Annotated in this window: 16 protein-coding genes; 12 read left to right on the top strand and 4 right to left on the bottom strand. The window is 72.5% G+C overall.

All coding sequences use genetic code 11. From position 1 onward, the window contains the following. The first annotated feature begins 47 nt into the window (after window positions 1-47). The 5 genes from EXU48_RS24055 (at window position 48) to EXU48_RS24035 (ending at window position 5,149) form a co-directional block, all read left to right on the top strand. Window positions 48-1,241 (top strand): GNAT family N-acetyltransferase, encoded by a 1,194-nt coding sequence (locus tag EXU48_RS24055; protein ID WP_133110245.1) that lies wholly within the window; start codon window positions 48-50, stop codon window positions 1,239-1,241. Window positions 1,242-1,336: 95 nt separating this feature from the next. Then, a complete protein-coding gene (locus tag EXU48_RS24050; protein WP_133110244.1) occupies window positions 1,337-1,894 on the top strand; it encodes a cytochrome b in 558 nt (185 codons plus the stop codon). 77 nt (window positions 1,895-1,971) lie between these two features. After that, window positions 1,972-3,249: an alanine racemase gene (locus tag EXU48_RS24045; protein WP_133110243.1), complete on the top strand. Its 1,278-nt coding sequence runs from the start codon at window positions 1,972-1,974 to the stop codon at window positions 3,247-3,249. 89 nt (window positions 3,250-3,338) lie between these two features. Next, window positions 3,339-4,172 carry a MerR family transcriptional regulator gene (locus EXU48_RS24040; RefSeq protein WP_133110242.1) on the top strand — a complete coding sequence of 278 codons (834 nt, stop codon included), beginning with the start codon at window positions 3,339-3,341 and terminating at the stop codon, window positions 4,170-4,172. Beyond that, window positions 4,169-5,149 carry a transglutaminase-like domain-containing protein gene (locus EXU48_RS24035; RefSeq protein WP_133110241.1) on the top strand — a complete coding sequence of 327 codons (981 nt, stop codon included), beginning with the start codon at window positions 4,169-4,171 and terminating at the stop codon, window positions 5,147-5,149. The genes EXU48_RS24040 and EXU48_RS24035 overlap by 4 nt, the downstream gene beginning before the upstream one ends. A gap of 12 nt (window positions 5,150-5,161) precedes the next feature. On the opposite strand, the gene EXU48_RS24030 is transcribed toward EXU48_RS24035, so the two are convergent. After that, entirely contained in the window at window positions 5,162-6,133 is a 972-nt protein-coding gene (locus EXU48_RS24030; protein WP_133110240.1) for a site-specific tyrosine recombinase XerD, read from the bottom strand. Window positions 6,134-6,137: 4 nt separating this feature from the next. Continuing rightward, on the bottom strand, window positions 6,138-7,094 hold the full coding sequence (locus EXU48_RS24025; RefSeq protein ID WP_207947886.1) for a heme o synthase: 957 nt from the start codon (window positions 7,092-7,094) through the stop codon (window positions 6,138-6,140). 264 nt (window positions 7,095-7,358) lie between these two features. Between EXU48_RS24025 and tkt the strand changes: the two genes are divergently transcribed. From tkt to EXU48_RS24860, 6 genes are all read left to right on the top strand, one after another. Beyond that, the gene (gene tkt / locus EXU48_RS24020) at window positions 7,359-9,467 is read left to right on the top strand and encodes a transketolase (RefSeq protein ID WP_133110239.1); all 2,109 of its coding nucleotides are present in this window, start codon (window positions 7,359-7,361) and stop codon (window positions 9,465-9,467) included. 69 nt (window positions 9,468-9,536) lie between these two features. Next, entirely contained in the window at window positions 9,537-10,679 is a 1,143-nt protein-coding gene (gene tal, locus EXU48_RS24015; protein WP_133110238.1) for a transaldolase, read from the top strand. Between the two features lie 40 nt (window positions 10,680-10,719). After that, window positions 10,720-12,261 carry a glucose-6-phosphate dehydrogenase gene (gene zwf / locus EXU48_RS24010; protein WP_133110237.1) on the top strand — a complete coding sequence of 514 codons (1,542 nt, stop codon included), beginning with the start codon at window positions 10,720-10,722 and terminating at the stop codon, window positions 12,259-12,261. Beyond that, a complete protein-coding gene (locus tag EXU48_RS24005) occupies window positions 12,258-13,181 on the top strand; it encodes a glucose-6-phosphate dehydrogenase assembly protein OpcA (protein ID WP_133110236.1) in 924 nt (307 codons plus the stop codon). The genes zwf and EXU48_RS24005 overlap by 4 nt, the downstream gene beginning before the upstream one ends. Next, window positions 13,178-13,978: a 6-phosphogluconolactonase gene (gene pgl / locus EXU48_RS24000; RefSeq protein ID WP_235857247.1), complete on the top strand. Its 801-nt coding sequence runs from the start codon at window positions 13,178-13,180 to the stop codon at window positions 13,976-13,978. Before EXU48_RS24005 ends, pgl begins: the two co-directional genes overlap by 4 nt. Before the next feature lie 69 nt (window positions 13,979-14,047). Beyond that, the gene (locus EXU48_RS24860; RefSeq protein ID WP_207947885.1) at window positions 14,048-16,483 is read left to right on the top strand and encodes a serine/threonine-protein kinase; all 2,436 of its coding nucleotides are present in this window, start codon (window positions 14,048-14,050) and stop codon (window positions 16,481-16,483) included. A gap of 8 nt (window positions 16,484-16,491) precedes the next feature. Here EXU48_RS24860 and EXU48_RS23990 read toward each other — a convergent pair whose 3' ends face one another. Beyond that, window positions 16,492-17,316, bottom strand: coding sequence for a serine/threonine-protein kinase (locus tag EXU48_RS23990; RefSeq protein ID WP_133110235.1), 825 nt, complete (start codon window positions 17,314-17,316; stop codon window positions 16,492-16,494). Window positions 17,317-17,452: 136 nt separating this feature from the next. Here EXU48_RS23990 and EXU48_RS23985 point away from each other — a divergent pair, with 136 nt between their 5' ends. Then, window positions 17,453-19,606 (top strand): cation:proton antiporter, encoded by a 2,154-nt coding sequence (locus EXU48_RS23985; protein WP_133110234.1) that lies wholly within the window; start codon window positions 17,453-17,455, stop codon window positions 19,604-19,606. 24 nt (window positions 19,607-19,630) lie between these two features. On the opposite strand, the gene EXU48_RS23980 is transcribed toward EXU48_RS23985, so the two are convergent. Next, window positions 19,631-20,387: FHA domain-containing protein (locus EXU48_RS23980; RefSeq protein WP_207947884.1), on the bottom strand; the 757-nt coding region annotated here is incomplete at its 5' end.

Raw genomic sequence — 20,387 nt, 5'->3', positions numbered from 1 at the left:
CTGTGCGCGCCGCAGGAGTCGGGTGCGGGCCCACCTAGGCTGGCCCGATGACCTTCACCATCCGCGAACTGACCCCCGCCGACGTCCCGGCCAGCCGCCGTCTCGGCGCCGAGGCGTTCGGCATGCCGACCGGCGGCCTCACCGACCCGCAGCCGACGGCCTACCCGGCCGGGATGCACCTGTGGGGGGCGTTCGACGCCGACGTGCTCGCCGCCCGGGTGATCGGCCGCGAGTACTCCTCCTGGTGGGACGGCGCCGCCGTGCCCACCTGCGGCATCGCGGGTGTCACGGTCGCGGCCGAGTACCGCGGCCGGGGCCTGCTGGAGCCGTTGTTCGGGCCGGTGCTCCGCGGCGCCCGTGAACGTGGCGAGGTGATCTCGACGCTGTTCCCCTCCGCCCCCGGGATCTACCGCCGGTTCGGCTACGAGCTGATCGGCTCCGCGGAGACGGTCGAGGTCCCCACCGCCGCCGCGGCCGCCGTACGCCCGGGCACGCACATCTCCACCCGGCGCGCCACCGAGGCGGACGTGCCCGCCGTCCGCGCCGTCTACGACACCTGGGCCGCACGCCAGCGCGGCCCCCTGAGCCGCCGCGGGATCTCGTTCCCGCGCACCGACGCGGAGGTGATCGCCGCGTTCACCGGGGTGAGCCTCGCGCTGGACGCGAGCGGCGCCGTCGTCGGCTACGTCAGCTGGACCCGCGGACCCCACGAGTCGGACAGCCTCGAGGTGGAGGACCTGCTCGCGCTGACCGCGGACGGATACCGGGCCCTGTGGCGGGTGCTCGGCTCGTTCTCCGCCGTCATCCCCACGATCCGGCTCGAGACCTCCGGGGCGGACCCGGCCCGGCTGGTGCTGCCCTCCGCGGCGTGGAAGCAGGTGGTCACCGAGGGGTACATGCTGCGGCTCGACGACGTCGCCGGCGCGTTCGCCGCCCGCCGTTCGCACGGCTCCGCGCGGGCCCGGTTCGCGGTGTCCGGGGACCTGCTCGGCACCATGGACGGCGTCTACGACCTGACCGTCGACGGCGGAGCGATCGAGTGCCGTCGGGTGGCCGTTGGTCCGGACGCACCCGGGCGGGTCGCCACGTTCACGCCGCAGGGCCTCGCCCTGGCCTGGGCGGGGGTGCAGTCCTGCGCGAACCTGCGCCTGGCCGGGCACCTGCACGGGCCTGAGGAGGTCGACGCGGTGATCGACCATCTCTTCGGGGCCGGCCAGGTGCACATCCGCGACCACTTCTAGGCCGCACGCCCTCCGGCGGGCAGGCGGGCAGGCGGGCAGGCGGGCAGGCACGGTCGGCTCGCAACGCCCGCCGACCTGGAGGAGCATGTGCGGACATGGGCTCGCCGGGCGCGGCGACCGGCTACGGGACGGTCGCGAAGCTGCTGCACTGGACGATGGTGGTCGCCATCGCGGTGCAGTTCGTCCTGGGCTACTCGATCGACCGGTTCGACGATCTGCTCGAGTGGGCCGCCGACCTGTTCTTCGGCGGCGAGGAGGACTGGTGGATCGTGCCGCACGCGGTGCTCGGCGCCACGATCCTCGCCCTCGCCTGCCTGCGGTTGTGGTGGCGCCGAACGCACGGCCTGCCGGACTGGGCGCCCGGCCTCTCCGCGCACGAGCGGCGGGTCGCGACGGTGGTGGAGCGGACCCTGTACGTCCTGATGTTCGCGATCCCGGTCACCGGGCTCGCCCTGTTGTTCGCCACCGACTCCGAGTGGGACATCGGTCCCTACGAGTGGGCGGCACCGCTGCCGGTCCTCGACGACGACACCGGGCTGGTCGCGCACGTCACGACGCATATCGTGTTCTTCGTGGCCCTGACCGTGCACGTGGGGCTGGTCGTCAAGCACCAGTTCGTCGACCGGGACCGGCTGCTGAACCGGATGGTGTGAAGCCGGCCGACAGCCGCTGACCACCGATCCCGGCGGGCCACGCAGTCCACCAAGGTCCAGGTGAAACGAGGGTAGGCGTGAGCCAGACGGATCCCGACCGAGCCGAGGCGCTCGACATGTCCGAACTCGGCGGGCTACCGGCGGAACCGTTGGGCAAGGTCCTCGGACCCGGGTTCGACGGCCTCGCTCGCAGCACCCTGGCGTCGACCCGGGCACCGGTCGCGGCCCTCACGACGCCGTACCTGACGATCGACGCCTCCGCCGTCGCCGACAACATCGCGGCTCTGCAGCGCTGGTGTGACGAGCGCGGTTACCTGCTGGCACCGCACGGGAAGACCACCATGGCGCCTCAGCTGTGGTCGCGGCAGCTGGCGGCCGGCGCCTGGGGCATCACCGTCGCGACCCTCGCGCAGCTGAACGTCGCGCTCGCCTTCGGAGTGCGGCGCATCCAGCTGGCGAACCCGCTCGCGACCGGGGCCGGCGCCGGACGCGCCCGGGCGGCACTGCGCACCGACCCGCACCGGGAGATCCTGTCATGGGTCGACAGCGAGGCGGCCGTGGCGGCCCTCGCCGATCCGTCCGGACCGGAGCTCCCGGTCCTGCTGGACATCGGCCGTCCCGGTGGACGCACCGGCGTGCGGGACCTCGACGAGGCGGGCGTCGTGGCCGCCCGGATCCGGGCTACCCCGGGCGTCCGGCTCGCGGGCTCCGCCGCCTACGAGGGTGCGATCGGTGGCGATCCGAGCCGCGCCGAGATCGGCGCGTTCGCCGCGCACGTGCTGCACGTGCACCGGGAGGTCGCGCTCCCCGCGGCCGGGCCGGACGCATACCTCAGCATCGCCGGGAGCGACCATCTCGGCGAGGTCACCGACGGACTGTCGGACCTGACCGGCGCGGACGGCCGGGTGATCGTGCGCTCGGGCGTGAGCATCGCCCACGACGACGGGCACTACCGCCGGGCCCAGGACGGCGCCCCACCGAACGCACCACGATTCCGGTCCGCGCTGCGCCTCGTGGCCACCGTGCTCGCGGTCCACGACGGCGGTGTGGCACTTCTCGACACCGGCCGGCGCGACGCCGGACACGATCAGGGGCTGCCGGTCCCCCTCGAGCTCTGGCGTACCGGCAGGGCGGCCCAGGCAGCGCTCGATCCGGCGCCGGTGGCGGCGGTGAACGATCAGCACGCCTTCGTGCCGGCGTCGACGTTCGGGGCGACGCCTGAGGTCGGAGACCGCGTGGTGCTCGGCATCTCCCACCCGTGCACGACGTTCGACAAGTGGCGCGACATCGTCGAGGTCGACGGTCGGCTCACGCCCGACTCCGTCGCCGTCGGGCTCGTTCGCACGTTCTTCTGAGCGACTCCTCCCGACAGCGGGTGAGCCCGCCTCCCGATCGTCGAAATGTCGGTTGACCCTCCCCCTGGGGCAGGCCCAACACTGGGGTCATGACACCAGGCCGCGACCACTTCACGATCGGCGAGTTCGCGCGCCGGACCGGCCTGTCCCTGAAGGCCTTGCGGGGCTACGACGAGTCCGGACTGCTCGTGCCCGCCTCGGTGGACCCGTACACCGGCTACCGGTACTACTCACCTGACCAGGAACCGACCGCCCGGCGGATCTCCCTGCTGCGTCGCCTCGACATGCCGCTCGCGCGGGTCCGGGCGATCCTGGCCGCCGCGAACCCGGCGGCCGCCACCGACGACCTGCTGGCGTGGTGGGCCGAGCAGGAGCACGCGCTGGCCACCAAACGCGGCACCGTGGAGTACCTGGTCGAGCAATGGCGCGACGGCGCTCCTTCGCCCACGTTCGACGTCGCCTCCCGTCCCGCAGCGGAACGCCTGCTGGCGTCCATCACCACGCACGTCCTCCAGGCCGAGCTCGTGGCCACCCTGGACGACTCGGTGACCCGGATCCGTGCCCACCTGGCCACCCTGGACGCCACCTTCGGGGATGAGTGGTGGGCGATCTACCACGGCGTCGTCTCCCCGGACAGCGACGGACCCATCGAGGTGTGTGTGCCGTTCGAGGGCATCGCGACCCCGTCCGGTCCGATCGTCATCCGCCTCGAACCCGCCCGTACGGAGGCGGCCACGACGATCACCCGCGCCCAGTGCGCCTACCCGCAGATCCTGCACGCCTATGACGCGGTCGGCCGCTGGGCCCGCGCCCACGGCGCCGCGACGGGGCCACCCCGCGAGATCTACCCCGTGCCCTGGCCGGACACCCCCACCGCACCCGCCGCCGAGATCGCCCTGCCCTACCGAGAGGACCACAGATGACCACCACACCCCGGACCGACGCGAGCCGACCCACCCAGGTGCCGGACGCCGTCGCCGGCTACGCCCGGCACTCCGCGTACAGCGACCCCGGCCCGCACGCCGGACTGCTCCGCGCGGTGCCCCCGACGATCGGTGACGTCTCCGCGGCCGCGCGGAACCTGATCGCGCACTACCGCGGCGAGCAGGCGCAGTTGCCCGAGGCCACCCGCGGCGACATCGACCTGCGCTGGCTGTCCGACCAGCTCGCCACCGACCAGGCCAGGCACGGACTGCCGCTGAACGCACCCCGCGCCCTGCCCGAGCGGCTCCAGGGCTGCTGCCGGGACCACTCCCTTTTCAGCGTCGGGGTCCTGCGCGAGCACGGCGTGCCGGCCCGCACCCGGATCGGGTTCGCCGACTACTTCCGGGCCGGGTTCCACCACGACCACGTGGTCGTCGAGGTGTTCGACGGCGGACGCTGGGTCCGCTTCGACCCCGAGCTGGAGGTGGGGTACGCGCCCGGGTTCCGGGCGGAGTTCGACGTCACCGACATCCCGACGGGCCTGGGCACCCCGTTCGAGACGGCCGCGCAGGTGTGGCTCGCCCACCGGGCGGGCACGCTCGACGCCGACACCTACGGTGTGGACCCGACCCTGCCGCTGCGGGGCCCGGTATTCGTGGCCGAGTACGTGGTCTTCGAAGCGGCCCACCGGCATCGCGACGAACTGCTCCTCTGGGACATCTGGGGAATCCTGAGCGAGGGTCCGCCGCCCGGGGACGTCGATGGCCTCGCCCCCTTCCTCGACCGGATCGACCGCGTCGCCGGGCTGCTCGTGGCGGCGGACGACGAGGAGGCGCGCGGCGTGCACGGCGGGCCGGCCGCCGTCGAACTGGAGGAGCTGTACCGGACCGAGACGCTGCTGCACCCGGGCACCGAGATCCACACGGCCGATCCGTTCCACCCCGAGGCGCCGCACCGGGTCACCGCCCTGCGCTGAGCCGACCCACCATCACGCAGGACCTCCGTCGTGACCGGGGTCAGCCCGGGCGCGGGGGTGGGCGGCGGCGTAGACCTCGCGCAGCGTGTCCGGGGTGACCAGCGTGTAGATCTGCGTGGTGGTCACCGAGGCGTGGCCGAGGAGTTCCTGGACCACCCGCACGTCGGCGCCGCCGGCCAGCAGGTGGGTCGCGTAGGAGTGGCGCAGGGTGTGCGGGGAGATGTGCGCCGTGACTCCGCCACGGTCGGCGGCGGTCTGCAGGACCGCCCACGCGCTCTGCCGGGACAGCGGGTTGCCGCGCTGGTTCAGGAACGCCGTCGGTGTGCCCCGCCCGGACTGCGCGAGCACCGGCCGGGCCCGGACCAGGTAGGCCTCCAGGGCCTCGACGGCGAACCGGCCCATCGGGACGATCCGCTCCTTGCGTCCCTTGCCGAACAGCCGGACGGACGGTGCCGTCCGGTCCAGGTGCAGGTCGTCGACCGCCAGGCCGACGGCCTCGCTGATCCGGGCGCCGGTGCCGTAGAGGACCTCCACCAGGGCCCGGTCGCGCAGCCCGAGCACGCCCTCGGCCGCGGAGGCACCGTGCAGGAGCCGCTCCACCTCGTCGGTGGAGATCGCCTTCGGGAGCCGCTTCGCACCGCTCGGTGGGCGCACGGCCGCGGCCGGGTCGTGGTCGGTGCGCCCCTCGAGCGCCTCGAACCGGTGCCAGCCGCGGACGGCGACCACGGCCCGGGACGTCGACGACGCGGACAGGGGCGACCCGCCGTCGGACCCGGCGCGCAGCGCCTCCACGTAGGCGCCGACGTCCGCCTCCGTCACCTCGGCGAACGAGCCCCGCCCGAGGCCGCGCAGGAACGCCGCGTACCGCAGCAGGTCCCGCCGGTAGGCGGCCAGGGTGTGCTCCGAGAGGCCACGCTCGATGCCCAGGTGCGCGAGGTACTCGCGCAGTTGCCCGCCGTAGGGAACGGACTCGTCGGCCGGCATCGGGTCAGAACGGCAGGAACGGGTCGATCGAGAGCGCCACGAACACCAGGGTCAGGTACGTGATCGAGCCGTGGAAGACCTTCATCGCGCCCAGCTTGCGGGTGGTGCCGGCCACCGCCCGGCGATACAGGTTGATGCACAGCACCAGGAACCAGGTACCGGAGGCGACCGCGGCCGCCGTGTAGAACAGGCCCATGTCCGCGACCGGGATCAGCGCCAGCGAGCAGGCGACCATCGCGACCGCGTAGCCGATCATCTGCCGGGCCACCCCGGTGTCCGCGCTCACGACCGGCAGCATCGGCACCCCGGCGGCGGCGTAGTCCTTCTTGAACTTCATCGACAGCGGCCAGTAGTGCGGCGGGGTCCAGAAGAAGATGATCCCGAACAGCAGGAACGGCGCCCAGTCCAGGGACCCGGTGACCGCAGCCCAGCCGATCAGCACCGGCATGCAGCCGGCGGCCCCGCCCCACACGATGTTCTGCGAGGTGTGCCGCTTCAGCAGGATCGTGTAGCCGACCGAGTACATGAGGTTCGCCGCGAACGCGAGACCGGCGGCCACCCAGTTCACGGTCAGGCCGAGCCAGAGGACCGAGAACACCCCGAGTGCGATACCGAAGACGAGCGCGCCGGTGGGACTCACCGCGCCCGTGACCAGTGGACGCTTCTTCGTGCGGTGCATCACCGCGTCGATGTCCCGGTCGTAGTACATGTTCAGGGTGTTCGCCGAGCCGGCCGCGGCCGTGCCACCGACCAGGGTCGCGATGATCAGCCACCAGGACGGGAATCCGCCCTGCGCCAGGATCATCGTCGGCACCGTCGTGATCAGCAGCAGCTCGATGATCCGCGGCTTGGTGAGCGCGATGTAGGCGCCGACCTTCGCCCGGACCCCGCCGCCGGGGCGTCGACGTGGGTCGCCGGGCGCTGCCGGTGCGACCGCGTCGGGCGCGGCTGGGATGGTCACAGGGTGCTGCTCGGCCACAGGCTCAACTTCTCCGGATCTGGTGCGCCGATCGAGGGCGCCGCTCGAGCGGGACGCTGCCCGCCCGAGCCAGTCTAGGCCGGGTGGCGGCAATATCGGGCAACCACGTGCCCGTGGACGGAAAATGAGTAGGGTCGGATGGAGCGTCGGAGTGCCGTCCGCGGCCCCGTCTCCCCGAACACACCCCGAACCCGGTACAGACCCCGTACGCGCCCGCCCACCGCGGACGCAGGAAGTGAAGGCTCAGTGAACGCGCAAGCCCCGAAGTCGGACACCGTCGGCTGGAACGAACTCGACCACAAGGCCATCGACACCGTCCGTGTCCTCGCCGCCGACGCCGTCGAGAAGGTCGGCAACGGTCACCCCGGCACCGCGATCAGCCTCGCGCCCCTGGCGTACCTGCTGTACCAGAACGAGATGACCCTCGACCCGGGCGACCCGGAGTGGCTCGGCCGGGACCGGTTCGTGCTGTCCGCCGGGCACTCCTCGATCACGCAGTACATCCAGCTCTACCTGTCCGGCTACGGCCTGGAACTGGAGGACCTCGAGGCCCTACGCACCTGGGGCTCGCTGACCCCGGGCCACCCCGAGTGGGGTCACACCAAGGGCGTCGAGACCACCACCGGCCCGCTCGGCCAGGGCGTCGCGACCGCCGTCGGGATCGCCATGGCACAGCGCCGCGTCCGCGGCCTGCTGGACCCGGACGCCGCCCCCGGCGAGTCCCCGTTCGACCACCGGGTGTACGTGATCGCCTCGGACGGCGACCTGCAGGAGGGCGTCAGCGGTGAGGCCTCCTCGCTCGCCGGCACCCAGAACCTCGGCAACCTCGTGGTCGTCTGGGACGACAACCACATCTCGATCGAGGGTGACACCGACATCGCCTTCACCGAGGACGTCGTGGGTCGCTACGCCGCGTACGGCTGGCACACGATCCGGGTGGACTGGACCCAGGCCGACGGCACCTACCGCGAGGACGTCGATGCCCTGAACGCCGCACTCGCCGAGGCCCGCACCGTCACCGACAGGCCGACGTTCATCGCGCTGCGCACCATCATCGCCTGGCCCTCCCCCGGCAAGCAGGGCTCGCACTCCGCGCACGGCTCCAAGCTGGGCGGGGACGAGGTCAAGGCGCTCAAGGAGGTCCTCGGGTTCGACCCCGAGAAGTCCTTCGACGTCGACGCCGAGGTCCTCGCGCACACCCGCGAGGTCGCCGAACGCGGCGCGCGGGCCCACGCCGAGTGGGACGAGGCCCTGGCCACCTGGTCCGCGGCGAACCCGGAGCGGGCGGCCCTGCTGGCCCGGCTCCAGGCCCGTGAACTGCCGGACGGCTGGGCCGACGCCCTGCCCACGTTCGAGGCGGGCAAGGACGTCGCCACCCGCGCGGCCTCCGGTGCCGTGCTCAGCGCCCTGGCACCGGTGCTGCCCGAGCTCTGGGGCGGCAGCGCCGACCTGGCCGGGTCCAACAACACCACGATGAAGGGCGAGCCGTCCTTCGTGCCGGTCGAGCGCTCCACCGACGAGTTCTCCGGCAACCCGTACGGGCGCACCCTGCACTTCGGCATCCGCGAGCACGCGATGGGCGCGATCGTCAACGGCATCGCCGTGGACGGACTGACCCGAGCCTACGGTGGCACGTTCTTCACGTTCAGCGACTACATGCGCGGCGCAGTCCGCCTGGCCTCGCTGATGAAGGCACCCTCGATCTACGTGTGGACGCACGACTCGATCGGCCTCGGCGAGGACGGCCCCACCCACCAGCCGGTGGAGCACCTCGCCGCCGTTCGGGCCATCCCGGGCCTGGCCCTGGTGCGCCCGGCGGACGCCAACGAGACCGCGCAGGCCTGGAAGGCCGTCCTGGAGCGCCGCGACGGCCCGGCCGGCATCGTCCTGACCAGGCAGAACGTCCCGACCTTCCCGCGGGGCACCGACGGCTTCGCCGGGGCCGACGGCGTCGCGAAGGGCGCGTACGTGCTGCTGGAGTCCTCCACGGGTACTCCGGACGTGATCCTGATCGCGACCGGCTCCGAGGTGCAGATCGCCGTGGCCGCCCGCGAGCAGCTCGAGGCCAAGGGAGTGGGCACCCGGGTGGTGTCGGCACCGAGCCTGGAGTGGTTCGAGGAGCAGGACGCCGACTACCGCGAGTCCGTCCTTCCGGTTGCGGTGCGGGCCCGGGTGAGCGTCGAGGCCGGCATCGCGCTGTCCTGGTACAAGTACCTGGGCGACGCCGGGCGTGCGGTCTCCCTGGAGCACTATGGCGCGTCCGCCGACTACAAGATCCTCTTCGCCGAGTTCGGCATCACCGCCGAGGCGACCGTCGCCGCCGCCGAGGAGTCGATCGCCGCGGCCAAGGCCTGACCGTCCGGGTGCCGACGGCCGGACCGAACGGCCGTCGGCGCCCACCCACCGCAACGAGGGAGACCCCTGATGACCCAGCAGACCCAGCAGCCCGGGACCACCAGCGACGCCCTGTCCGCGATCAGCGCGGCCGGCGTCTCCGTGTGGCTCGACGACCTGTCCCGTGACGCCCTGCAGTCGGGGGCCCTGAAGAACCTGATCGACACCCGGTCCGTGGTCGGTGTCACGACGAACCCGACGATCTTCGCCAAGTCGATCGAGAACGGCGACGCCTACGAGCCGCAGCTGCGCGAGCTGGCCGCGGCCGGCGCCTCCCTCGACGAGGCGGTCCTGAAGCTGACCACCGCCGACGTGCGCGACGCGTGCGACCTGTTCGCCGACATCCACGCGGCGACCGGCGGCCAGGACGGCCGCGTCTCCATCGAGGTCGACCCCCGGCTGGCCCGCGAGACCGAGGCCACGATCGCCTCGGCGCACACCCTGTGGGAGACCGTCGACCGGCCCAACCTGCACGTGAAGATCCCCGCCACGGTCGAGGGCCTGCCGGCGATCACCGCGGCGATCGGCGCCGGGATCAGCGTCAACGTCACGCTCGTGTTCAGTCTGGACCGGTTCCGCGCCGTCGCGCAGGCCTACGTCGACGGCCTGGAGCTGGCGCATCAGGCCGGCAGGGACCTGTCCACCATCCGATCGGTCTCCTCGCTGTTCCTGTCCCGGATCGACACCCAGGTGGACAAGGCCCTCGACGAGATCGGCACCGACGAGGCCAGGGCCCTACGGGGCAAGGCGGCGATCGCGAACGCGCGCCTGGCCTACGAGGTGTACGAGGAGATCTTCTCGACCCCCCGGTTCGAGGCGCTCGCGGTCGCGGGTGCGCACACCCAGCGCCCGCTGTGGGCCTCGACCGGCACGAAGGACCCGGCCTACCCGGACACCATGTACGTCGACGAACTCGTGGTGGCCGACGTCGTGAACACGATGCCCGGCAAGACCCTCGAGGCGGTCGCCGACCACTCGCGGGCCGACGGCACCGACACCGTGCACGGAACGTTCGAGGACTCCCGCCAGATACTGGACAGCCTCGAGCGGCTCGGCGTCCCGTACGGCAAGATCCTGGAGGGACTGGAGGAGGCCGGCGTGGCCTCCTTCGAGAAGAGCTGGGACGAGCTGCTGAAGGACGTCACCGACGGGCTGGCGGCCGCCGGTTCCTGACCTGCCGAGGCGAGACAGCGACGAAGGGTGGTACCACCGGATGGCACCGGCGAAGGTGACGAACGGACAGAACCCGCTCCGTGATCCATCCGACCGGCGGCTGCCGAAGATCGCCGGGCCCAGCGGCCTGGTGATCTTCGGCGTCACCGGCGACCTGGCGCAGAAGAAGCTGCTGCCGGCGGTCTACGACCTGGCGAACCGCGGGCTGCTACCCCCCGCGTTCGGTCTCACCGGGTTCGCGCGGCGGGACTGGCAGGACCAGGACTTCCGCAAGATCGCGCACGATGCGATCGAGAAGCACTCCCGGACCCCGTTCGACGAAGGGGTCTGGGAACAGTTATCCAAGGGCTTCCGGTTCGTGTCCGGCGAGTTCTCCGACGACTCCGCCTTCGAGCGGCTGGCGCAGACGGTGCAACGCCTCGACGACGAACGCGGCACCGGTGGCAATCACGCCTTCTACCTGTCCGTGCCGCCGGGACAGTTCCCGCTGGTCCTCGAGCAACTCGCGAAGGTGGGCCTGTCCACCCCGGCCGCAGACACCTGGCGCCGGGTCGTCGTGGAGAAGCCCTTCGGTCACGACCTCACCAGCGCCCGCGAGCTGAACGACGTGGTGGAGGAGGTCTTCCCGCCGGAGTCGGTGTTCCGCATCGACCACTACCTCGGCAAGGAGACGGTGCAGAACCTCCTCGCGCTGCGGTTCGCGAACCAGATGTTCGAACCGATCTGGAACGCCAACTACGTCGACCACGTCCAGATCACGATGGCCGAGGACATCGGGATCGGCTCCCGCGCCGGCTACTACGACGGCATCGGCGCGGCCCGCGACGTCATCCAGAACCACCTGCTGCAGCTGCTCGCGTTGACCGCCATGGAGGAGCCGGTCTCCTTCGAGGCCGACGAGCTCCGCGCCGAGAAGGAGAAGGTGCTCTCCGCCGTCACCATCCCACGCGACATCGGCCGCCATACCGCCCGCGGCCAGTACGAGGCGGGCTGGCAGGGCGGCGAGGAGGTCGTCGGCTATCTCCAGGAGCAGGGCATGAGCGCGGGCTCGATCACCGAGACCTACGCCGCCATCCGCCTCGACGTCGACACCCGGCGCTGGGCCGGGGTGCCGTTCTACCTGCGCGCCGGCAAGCGCCTCGGCCGCCGGGTCACCGAGATCGCGATCGTGTTCAAGCGGGCGCCGCACCTGCCGTTCGACCTGAACGAGACCCAGGAGCTCGGTCAGAACGCCATCGTGATCCGGGTGCAGCCCGACGAGGGCGTGACCATCCGGTTCGGTTCGAAGGTGCCCGGGACCGCCATGGAGGTCCGGGACGTCACCATGGACTTCGGCTACGGGCACGCCTTCACCGAGTCCTCCCCCGAGGCCTACGAGCGGCTCATCCTGGACATGCTCCTCGGTGACCCGCCGCTGTTCCCGCGCCAGCGGGAGGTCGAGCTCTCCTGGCAGATCCTCGACCCGATCATCGACCACTGGACCAAGCACGGGAAGCCCGAGCCGTACCGCCCGGGCACCTGGGGGCCGCCCTCGGCCGACGCCATGCTGGCCCGCGACGGACGCACGTGGAGGCGACCATGATCATCAGCCTCGAGAACACCACCAGTTCGGCCATCGGCGCGAAGCTCGTGGAGCTGCGCGAGGAGGGTGGAGCCGTGGCCCTCGGGCGGGTGCTGACCCTCGTCATCGTCGCGACCGGTGACTCCGTGGAGGCGGCCGTCGCGGCCGCCAACGACGCCAGCCGGGAGCACCCGTGCCGGGTGATCGTGGTCGACCCGGGCGACGACGGCGACTCCGCGGGCCTGGACGCCGAGATCCGGGTCGGCGGCGACGCCGGGGCGAGCGACGTCGTCCTGCTGCGCCCGCTCGGCGATGCCCGCCACACGGTGGACACCCTCGTGGTCCCGCTGCTGCTCCCGGACGCACCGATCGTGGTGTGGTGGCCGCACGACCCGCCGGAGAACATGTCCGCCGACCCGCTCGGCGCCATGGCACAGCGCCGGATCAGCGACGTGGGGACCTGCGACACGCCGATCGAGGAACTCGCCGGCCTGGCCGACACCTACGCCCCGGGCGACACGGACCTGTCCTGGGCCCGCACCACCCTGTGGCGCGGACTGGCCGCGGCCTCGTTGGACGAACCGCCGTTCGAGCCGGTGCGGTCGGTGCGCGTGCTGGGCAGCCAGGACCGCCCGTCCACGCATCTGTTCGCGGCCTGGCTCGCGTCGAGCCTGAAGGCTCCGGTGACGATCGAGCACGACCCGGGCGCCACCGCGATCACCGGGCTCGACCTGGAGCGACGGACCAGCTCCATCTCGATGCGACGCCCCGAGGGCAGCGCGGTCGTGACCGTCACCCAGGCCGGGCGCCCCGATCAGCAGATCGCGATGGCCAAGCGCCCGATCGCCGACTGCCTGATGGAGGACCTGCGCCGACTGGACCCGGACGAGGTCTACGCACGCACCCTCGTCAAGGGCCTGCCGAAGGTGGCCGCGGAGTGACCCGGGAGCCGGAGGTGCGCAGTTCGGCCCACCAGCACGGACCCGAGCGCGCCGTCGTCGTGCACCCCGACGCTGCGGCGCTCGCCGAGGCGACCGCGGCTCGGCTGCTCCTGGCGATCCTCGACGCCCAGGCCGTGCGTCACCCGGTGCACGTGGCGCTCACCGGAGGCACCGTCGGGATCCGCCTGCTCGAGCGGGCCCGGCACTCGCCGCTGGCCGCCATCGTGGACTGGACCGGGGTGCACCTGTGGTGGGGCGACGAGCGGTTCGTGCCGCGCGCGGACTCCGAGCGCAACGAGGGCCAGGCACGTGCGGCCCTGATCGACCACCTGCCGATCCCGGCGCGCAACGTGCACCCGATGGCCGCGACCGAGGACGCCGCGACCGCGGAGGACGGCGCCGCCGCGTACGCCACCGAGCTGGCCGCCGCCGCCGGCCCCGACGACGAGCGGTCGCCAACGTTCGACGTGGTCCTGCTCGGCATGGGCCCCGACGCCCACGTCGCTTCGCTGTTCCCCGGCCACCCCGCGCTGGCCGCCACCGGGACCACCGCCGTCGCCGTGCACGACTCGCCCAAGCCCCCACCGGACCGGATCTCGTTGACGTTCGAGGCACTCGCGGGCGCCCGCCAGGTCTGGCTCGTGGTCGCCGGCGCGGAGAAGGCCGAGGCGGTCCGCCGCGCCCTCGGCGGTGCCGCCGACGTGCGCGAGGCGCCGGCCGGCGCCGTGCGTGGGCGGGACGTGACCCTCTGGCTCCTGGACACCGCGGCGGCCGGGATCGACGCCCCGCGCGTCTGACTGCCGCCCCGCTCTCCGATAGGGTGAGCCGGGCATTCGTCGCACGACCGTTCAAGGGGATGGAGCAGGGTGGGTTTCGAGCCTGGCCAGGTCTTCGCTGGCTACACGATCGAGCGCGAACTCGGGCGTGGCGGCATGGGCTCGGTGTACCTGGCCAAGCACCCGAGACTGCCGCGCCGGGACGCACTCAAGATGCTCAGTACGTCCCTGTCCTCGGACGAGAGCTTCCGTACCCGGTTCGAACGTGAGGCGGACCTCGCCGCCCAGCTCTTCCACCGCAACATCGTCGCCGTCTACGACCGTGGCGAGTTCGAGGGTCAGCTGTGGATCGCGATGCAGTACGTCGAGGGCACCGACGCCGCCCACGCGGTACAGGAATCCGGTGGCGGCCTCGACCCGGCACGGGTCGTGCACATCGTCACCGAGGTCGGCAACGGCCTCGACTTCGCGCACCGGGCCGGCCTGCTGCACCGGGACGTCAAGCCGGCGAACATCCTGCTCGCACCCGGCCTGGACCCCGACGACCCGGAGGAGCCGGATCAGGTCCTGCTGACCGACTTCGGGATCGCCAAGGCCATCGACGACCGGGACAACAACCTCACCGGCACCGGCAACATGCTCGCCACGCTCGCGTACGCCTCCCCCGAGCAGATCGAGGCCCGCACGCTCGGCCACCAGGTGGACGTCTACGCGCTCGGCTGCGTGCTCTACGAACTGCTCACCGGCAGCGTCCCGTTCGTCGCCGACTCGCCGTTCGCGAAGATGACGGCGCACCTGACCCAGGAGCCGCCGAAGCCGTCCGAGGCACGGCCCGGGCTCGGCACCGGCTTCGACGCCGTGGTCGCCAAGGCGATGGCCAAGAAGCCCGAGGACCGCTACCAGAGCTGCCGTGCCCTCAGCCGCGCCGCGGCGGCCGCGCTCAAGTCGCTGACGGAACAGGCCGACACCGCGACCGTGTTGCAGCCCGCCCAGCCGACCCGCACCCCGGCCCCCGGCGGGCAGCCCGGCAGCCCGCACCCGACCCCGACGCCGAGCCGGGCGCACACCGGCCCCCGGCCACCGTTCGCCCTGACCGTGCGCCGCTACTTCGCCGACGGCCGGCAGAGCCAGGAGGTCGGCCCGGTCGACACCCGGAACGTGCCGATGGCCGACCGGACGGCACTCGAGGCGCTGTTGCACGAGGCCCGGTTCTTCGACCTGCCACCCCGGCTGCCGCTGGAGCGGCAGATCACCGGTGACTACCTCGAGGAGATCACCGTCGGTGCCGGCGACCGGACCTGGACGGTTGCCTACGAGCACCAGGGCTCCCGGCACCCGCTGGTGCTGGACCAGATCGCACCGCGGCTGGCCCGGATCTCACCATGGCACGTCACGGCCGCCGCCCCGGCCGCGTACCTGCGCGCCAACAACGCGCCCGGCAACCGGAGCTGGTCCCCGAACGCCACCATTGGCCCGATCGGTCAGGGCGGCGGGGGCAACAGCGGCCCGCACCCCACCTCGTCGATGCCCCCACCGGTCCCGAGTCCCGTCGGCATGCCGACCGGGTCGATGCCCACCGGCCCGATGCCGACCGGGGTGAGCCCGAACCGGCAGAACACCGGTGCCATGCCGAGCTACCTCTCCGCACCTGCGACGCCGTCCTCCCAGAACACCGGTATCCACACCGCGGCGCACAAGGTCCCGATCCGCCGCGGACCGAACCCCGGCATGATCACGGGATTCGCGGTGGCCCTGGTCGCCATCATCGCGCTCATCGTGATCGCCGCCAACGGCGGCTTCGGCGGCGGCGGCGATGACGACACCCTCGCGGCCCCCGAGACCGTGACCGTCACGGTGAACGACGACGGCGACACGGTGGTGAACTGGAGCTCGGTCACCGACGCCACCGGGTACGAGCTGTACCGGGACGGCGACCTGCTCTACGAGGGCACCGCGCGCGAGTACGTCGACGACGCCCCCACCGGCCAGGAGTACACCGTGCGCGCCGTCGGCGCCGAGGGCGAGACCTCGGACGAGAGCACCCCCGTCGTCGCCGAGGCACCGCCGGACCCCGGCAGCTGGGGCGATGCCGACTTCATGCGCACCCCGTTCCCCAACCTGGTTCCCGAGGGACCGAACCTGACCGGTCCGAACGACTCGAACTGTGCCGTCGGCCCCTCCGAACACCTCGACCAGCCCGACGCCGTCGACGCCGTGATCACCTGCACCCAGCCGAACGGCCTGGTCTACTCCCTGATGCACTTCACCTCGACGGACGCCCTCGCCGCGTTCACCGACGACGGCGTCACCAACCAGGGCTGGTACACCCAGGAATGGTTCTACGACTCGGCCCCGGACGACCCGGCCGGCAACGAGTACGGCAGCCAGGACGGGGTGACCGACCCCGGCTTCCTCTACACCACGTTCGCCAACCCCGACCGCACCGAGTACCTGGTGGCCGCGTGGTGGCCCGACCGCGACCGGCTCGACATCCGCCGGGTGTGGTGGCTGAGCGCCCCGTTCTGACCGGGAACTCAGCCGCGCAGGACCGCGATCGCGGCGGCGACCTCCGCGGCCGTCTCGTACCGCTCCCCCAGTGGCGCCAGGCAGCGCCGGACCACGTCGGCCTCGGCCACCGGCAGCCGCTCGGACACGGTCGGGCCGTCGGCCTTCAGGACCGTGCGGATCGCCAGCAGCGGCTGGTTCTCAGGTAGGTCGCCGTACAGGCCGGTGCCGGACAGCACCCGGTGCGCGGTGGCGCCCAGCCCCCAGATGTCGGTGGCGCGCGATGGCGGCTCACCCAGCAGCAGCTCCGGGTCGACGAACTCCACGGACGTCTCCGGCGCCATCCCGGTCAGCGCCGCACCGGCCGCGAAAACCCGGGCCAGTCCGAGGTCGGACACCTTTCCGCCGGTCTCGGTGACCATCACGTTGGCGGGTTTCACGTCGCCGTGGGCCAGCCCGGCTTCGTGCAGCGCGTCGACGGCGAGTGCGGCGTGCTCGAGGACGGTCAGCACCCGGTCGTGGTCGAGTGGCTGCGCCGGGCTCGCCAGCGACCCGAGCGGGAAGTACTCCATCGCGTAGAAGAACCGGTCGTCCAGGACCGCGTCGTAGACGGTCGCCAGGTAGGGCGAGTCCACGGTCGCGAACGCGCGCAGCTCCCGGGCGCCACGCCGGTAGGCGTCCTCGGTCACCTGCCCGGCGAACACCTTGACGGCGACGAACTCGTCCGCGATGCCCAGCCGAGCCGGCGGCCTGGCCAGGAAGAACTGGCCGTGGTTGCCGTCCCCGATCGGCCGCACCACCTCGAAGTCCGCGAGGACCGGCACATCTCGGACCGACCGATCGTGCAACGACATGTGACTTCCCCAAACGTCGACTCGGTGGGTTACGGACCCCATAGCATTCGTGGCAGATCAGCGGAAGTCTATCGGGAGGGTCCCGGCCTCACGAGGGATCGTCAACGCCAATCCGGGCAGCGAGGGGTCAACCGGCATGCACATCGCGGCGCACGTATTCCTGGCGATCGCCGTCATCATTGTGGTCGCGCGGCTGTTCGCCCGGCTCGCCGGCAAGGTCCACCAGCCGCCGGTGGTCGGTGAGATCATCGCCGGCATCGCACTGGGGCCAAGCGTCCTGGGTCTGCTGCCGGGCGACCTGGACACCAAGCTGTTCCCGCCGGAGATCCTGCCCTACCTCGACCTGCTGGCCCAGCTCGGTCTGGTGCTGTTCATGTTCATCGTGGGCCTCGAGCTCGACATGAAACTGGTGCGGGGCCGGGAGAAGCTCGCCGGCACGATCTCGCTGAGCTCGGTGATCCTGCCGTTCGCGCTGGGCGCCGGCCTGTCCCTGGTGCTGTACCCGTTCCACGACGAGACCGACCAGGGTGAGGTCCCGCTCCTCGGCCTGGCGCTGTTCCTCGGCGTCGCGATGTCGATCACGGCGTTCCCGGTGCTGGCCCGGATCCTCACCGACCGTGGCATGCACCGCACCTCCACCGGTGTGCTCGCGCTCGCGTGCGCCGCCGTCGACGACATCCTGGCCTGGACGCTGCTCGCGTTCGTGGTGGCCGTGGTGCAGGGCGACGGACCCGCGGACGTGATCCGGATCGTGGTGCTCACCGCCGCCTTCGCGGCCGTCATGTTCGGCATCGTCCGGCCCCTGCTGAAGCGCCTCGTGGGCGGCTACCGCCGGGCCGGCCGGCTCACGCCCGACCTGCTCGCCATCGTGCTGATCGGCGTCCTCGCCTCCTCGTTCGTGACCGACATGATCGGCATCCACGCCATCTTCGGCGCGTTCATCTTCGGCGCGATCATGCCCCGCCAGGACGCCGCGGAGTTCACCGAGGAGATCCTCGAGCGCCTCGAACAGGTCAGCGTCCTGCTCCTGCTCCCGCTGTTCTTCGTGGTCACCGGGCTGAGCACCGACATCGGCGGCATCACCGCGTCCGGCCTGTGGCAGCTCGGCCTGATCATGCTCGTCGCCGTCGGTGGCAAGTTCGTCGGGGCGTTCGGCGCCGCGCGGCTCATGAAGGTCCCGAACCGGCAGGCGACCGCCCTGGGCGTGCTGATGAACACCCGTGGGCTGACCGAGCTGGTGATCCTGCAGATAGGCCGGCAGCTCGGCGTCCTCGACGGCGAGCTGTTCACGCTGCTCGTGCTGATGGCGGTGCTGACCACGATGATGACCGGGCCGCTGCTGCGCCGCGTGTACCCGGACCGCGCGATCGCCAAGGACATCGCCGCTGCCGAGCGGGCCGCACTCGGCCTGGACGAGTCCTACCGGGTCCTGGTCCTCGTGGACGAGCCATCCCGGGCGGACCGGATGGCGGCGGCCGCCGCCGGCCTCCTCGGTACCGGCCGGCCCGGCGCCCTGGTGCTGAGCAGGCTCGTGGTGCGCGAGCAGGCGCCCCTGGAACTCGGTGCCGGGATCTCCGGCGACCTCACCCGGATGGCAGGCACGGTGGAGGACCTGAACGCCCTCGCCGCCCGGGTGCACGCGACCGGGGCCCGGGCCACGGTGCTGTCCCGGTTCAGCAGCGACCCATGGGCGGACCTGCTCCTACAGGCGGAGACCGCGGAGGCCGCCGTGCTGCTCGTGGACGCGGACTGGCTCGCGGCGCATGCTCCCGGGATGGCGGACGGGGCCGATCCGGGAACGCACCGGTTCAGTGTCGTCGCGGTCCGCCTGCCCGAGGCGGACGCCGCCGCCGACGCCCCGGTGCTGGTCCTCGCCGGCGGGGACGCCGACGGCCGAGGCGCCGTACTCACCGGCGCCGCCATCGCCCGCGCGCGGGGGGCGGAACTCCTGCTGCACCTTCCCGACGGCGGCCGGCTGGCCCGGCGCTACGGCGCCGCCCTGGCCGCGCTCCGGGCCGACGGGCTCGCCTACCGCGTGGTGGACCGGAGCGAGGCCGACGGCGTCGCTGCGGCCGCGCGGGTCGCATCCGCCGGTCTGGCCACGGGTGCCGGCACGGTGGCGGGCGGAGGCGACCGGGTGCCCGCCGCGATGTTGACGGTCTGGGCAGGTCAGGACGTCGTCGACGCGGAACTCACCGAGGCCCTCGGCACGCTGGTCACCTCCGGGACCGACGGCCCGGGGCCGGCGGGGGCGTCCGACGTGGAACCGGCGGGGTCGCCGCGACCCTGACCGCTCCGCCCAACCCTGCGGCCGTCAGCTGAACCGGGCCGCCGAGGACTCGAACGTGAACGTCCGCTGCCCCACCCGCACGTGGGTGCCCGGGGTGAGCACGAAATGCTGGTTCGGCGTGAGCCGCTGCCAGGACTGCTCGTCCGAGGCGGCCACGTAGGTGCCGTTGGCCGAACCCCGGTCGATCAGCACGACGTCCCAACCGGACAGTCGGATCTCGGCGTGCACCCGCGAGAGGGCACCGGAGGTGTCGTCGAGCCGGATCGGACGCAGCACGCCCTCCCGGACGGCGGGGTCCGAGTCGGGGTTGCGGCCGAGCACGTAGTTGTCGTCCAGGACGAACGTGGCGCCGACGTCCAGCACCAGCAGGCCCAGCGGCGGACGCCGCTCCTCGACCAGCACCCCGGTCATCTGGTCCATCCGGATGCCGCACACGCGGCAGAACGAGACCCGCGGGTCGTTGAGGTGCTTACGCGAGCAGCGGAAGCCCTGCACGTAGTCCTGGGGGCGCTCCTTGACCCCGGCGGCCTTCTCCGCGGCCCGCTCCTTCGCCGTCTGCGGCCTGGCCGGCGCGGCCGGTGGCAGGGGCGCGCGGGCCGGCTCGGCGGGACCACCCTGGATCCGCTCGGACAACCGTGGCGGCGGCAGCGGAGCGGACGGTGACGGCGGAGCGGACGGTGGCGGCGGCACCGGCGGGCCCGACGGCGGGGGCAGCGGGGCGCCGGAGGGTGGTGGCGGCACCGGGGAACCGGGGGGCGGCGGGACCGGGGAGCCGGAGGGC

The organism is Occultella glacieicola (genome assembly GCF_004353825.1).
In the GTDB taxonomy this organism is placed as follows: Bacteria; Actinomycetota; Actinomycetes; order Actinomycetales; family Beutenbergiaceae; genus Occultella; species Occultella glacieicola.
This window is presented reverse-complemented; position numbering and strand designations above follow the sequence as displayed.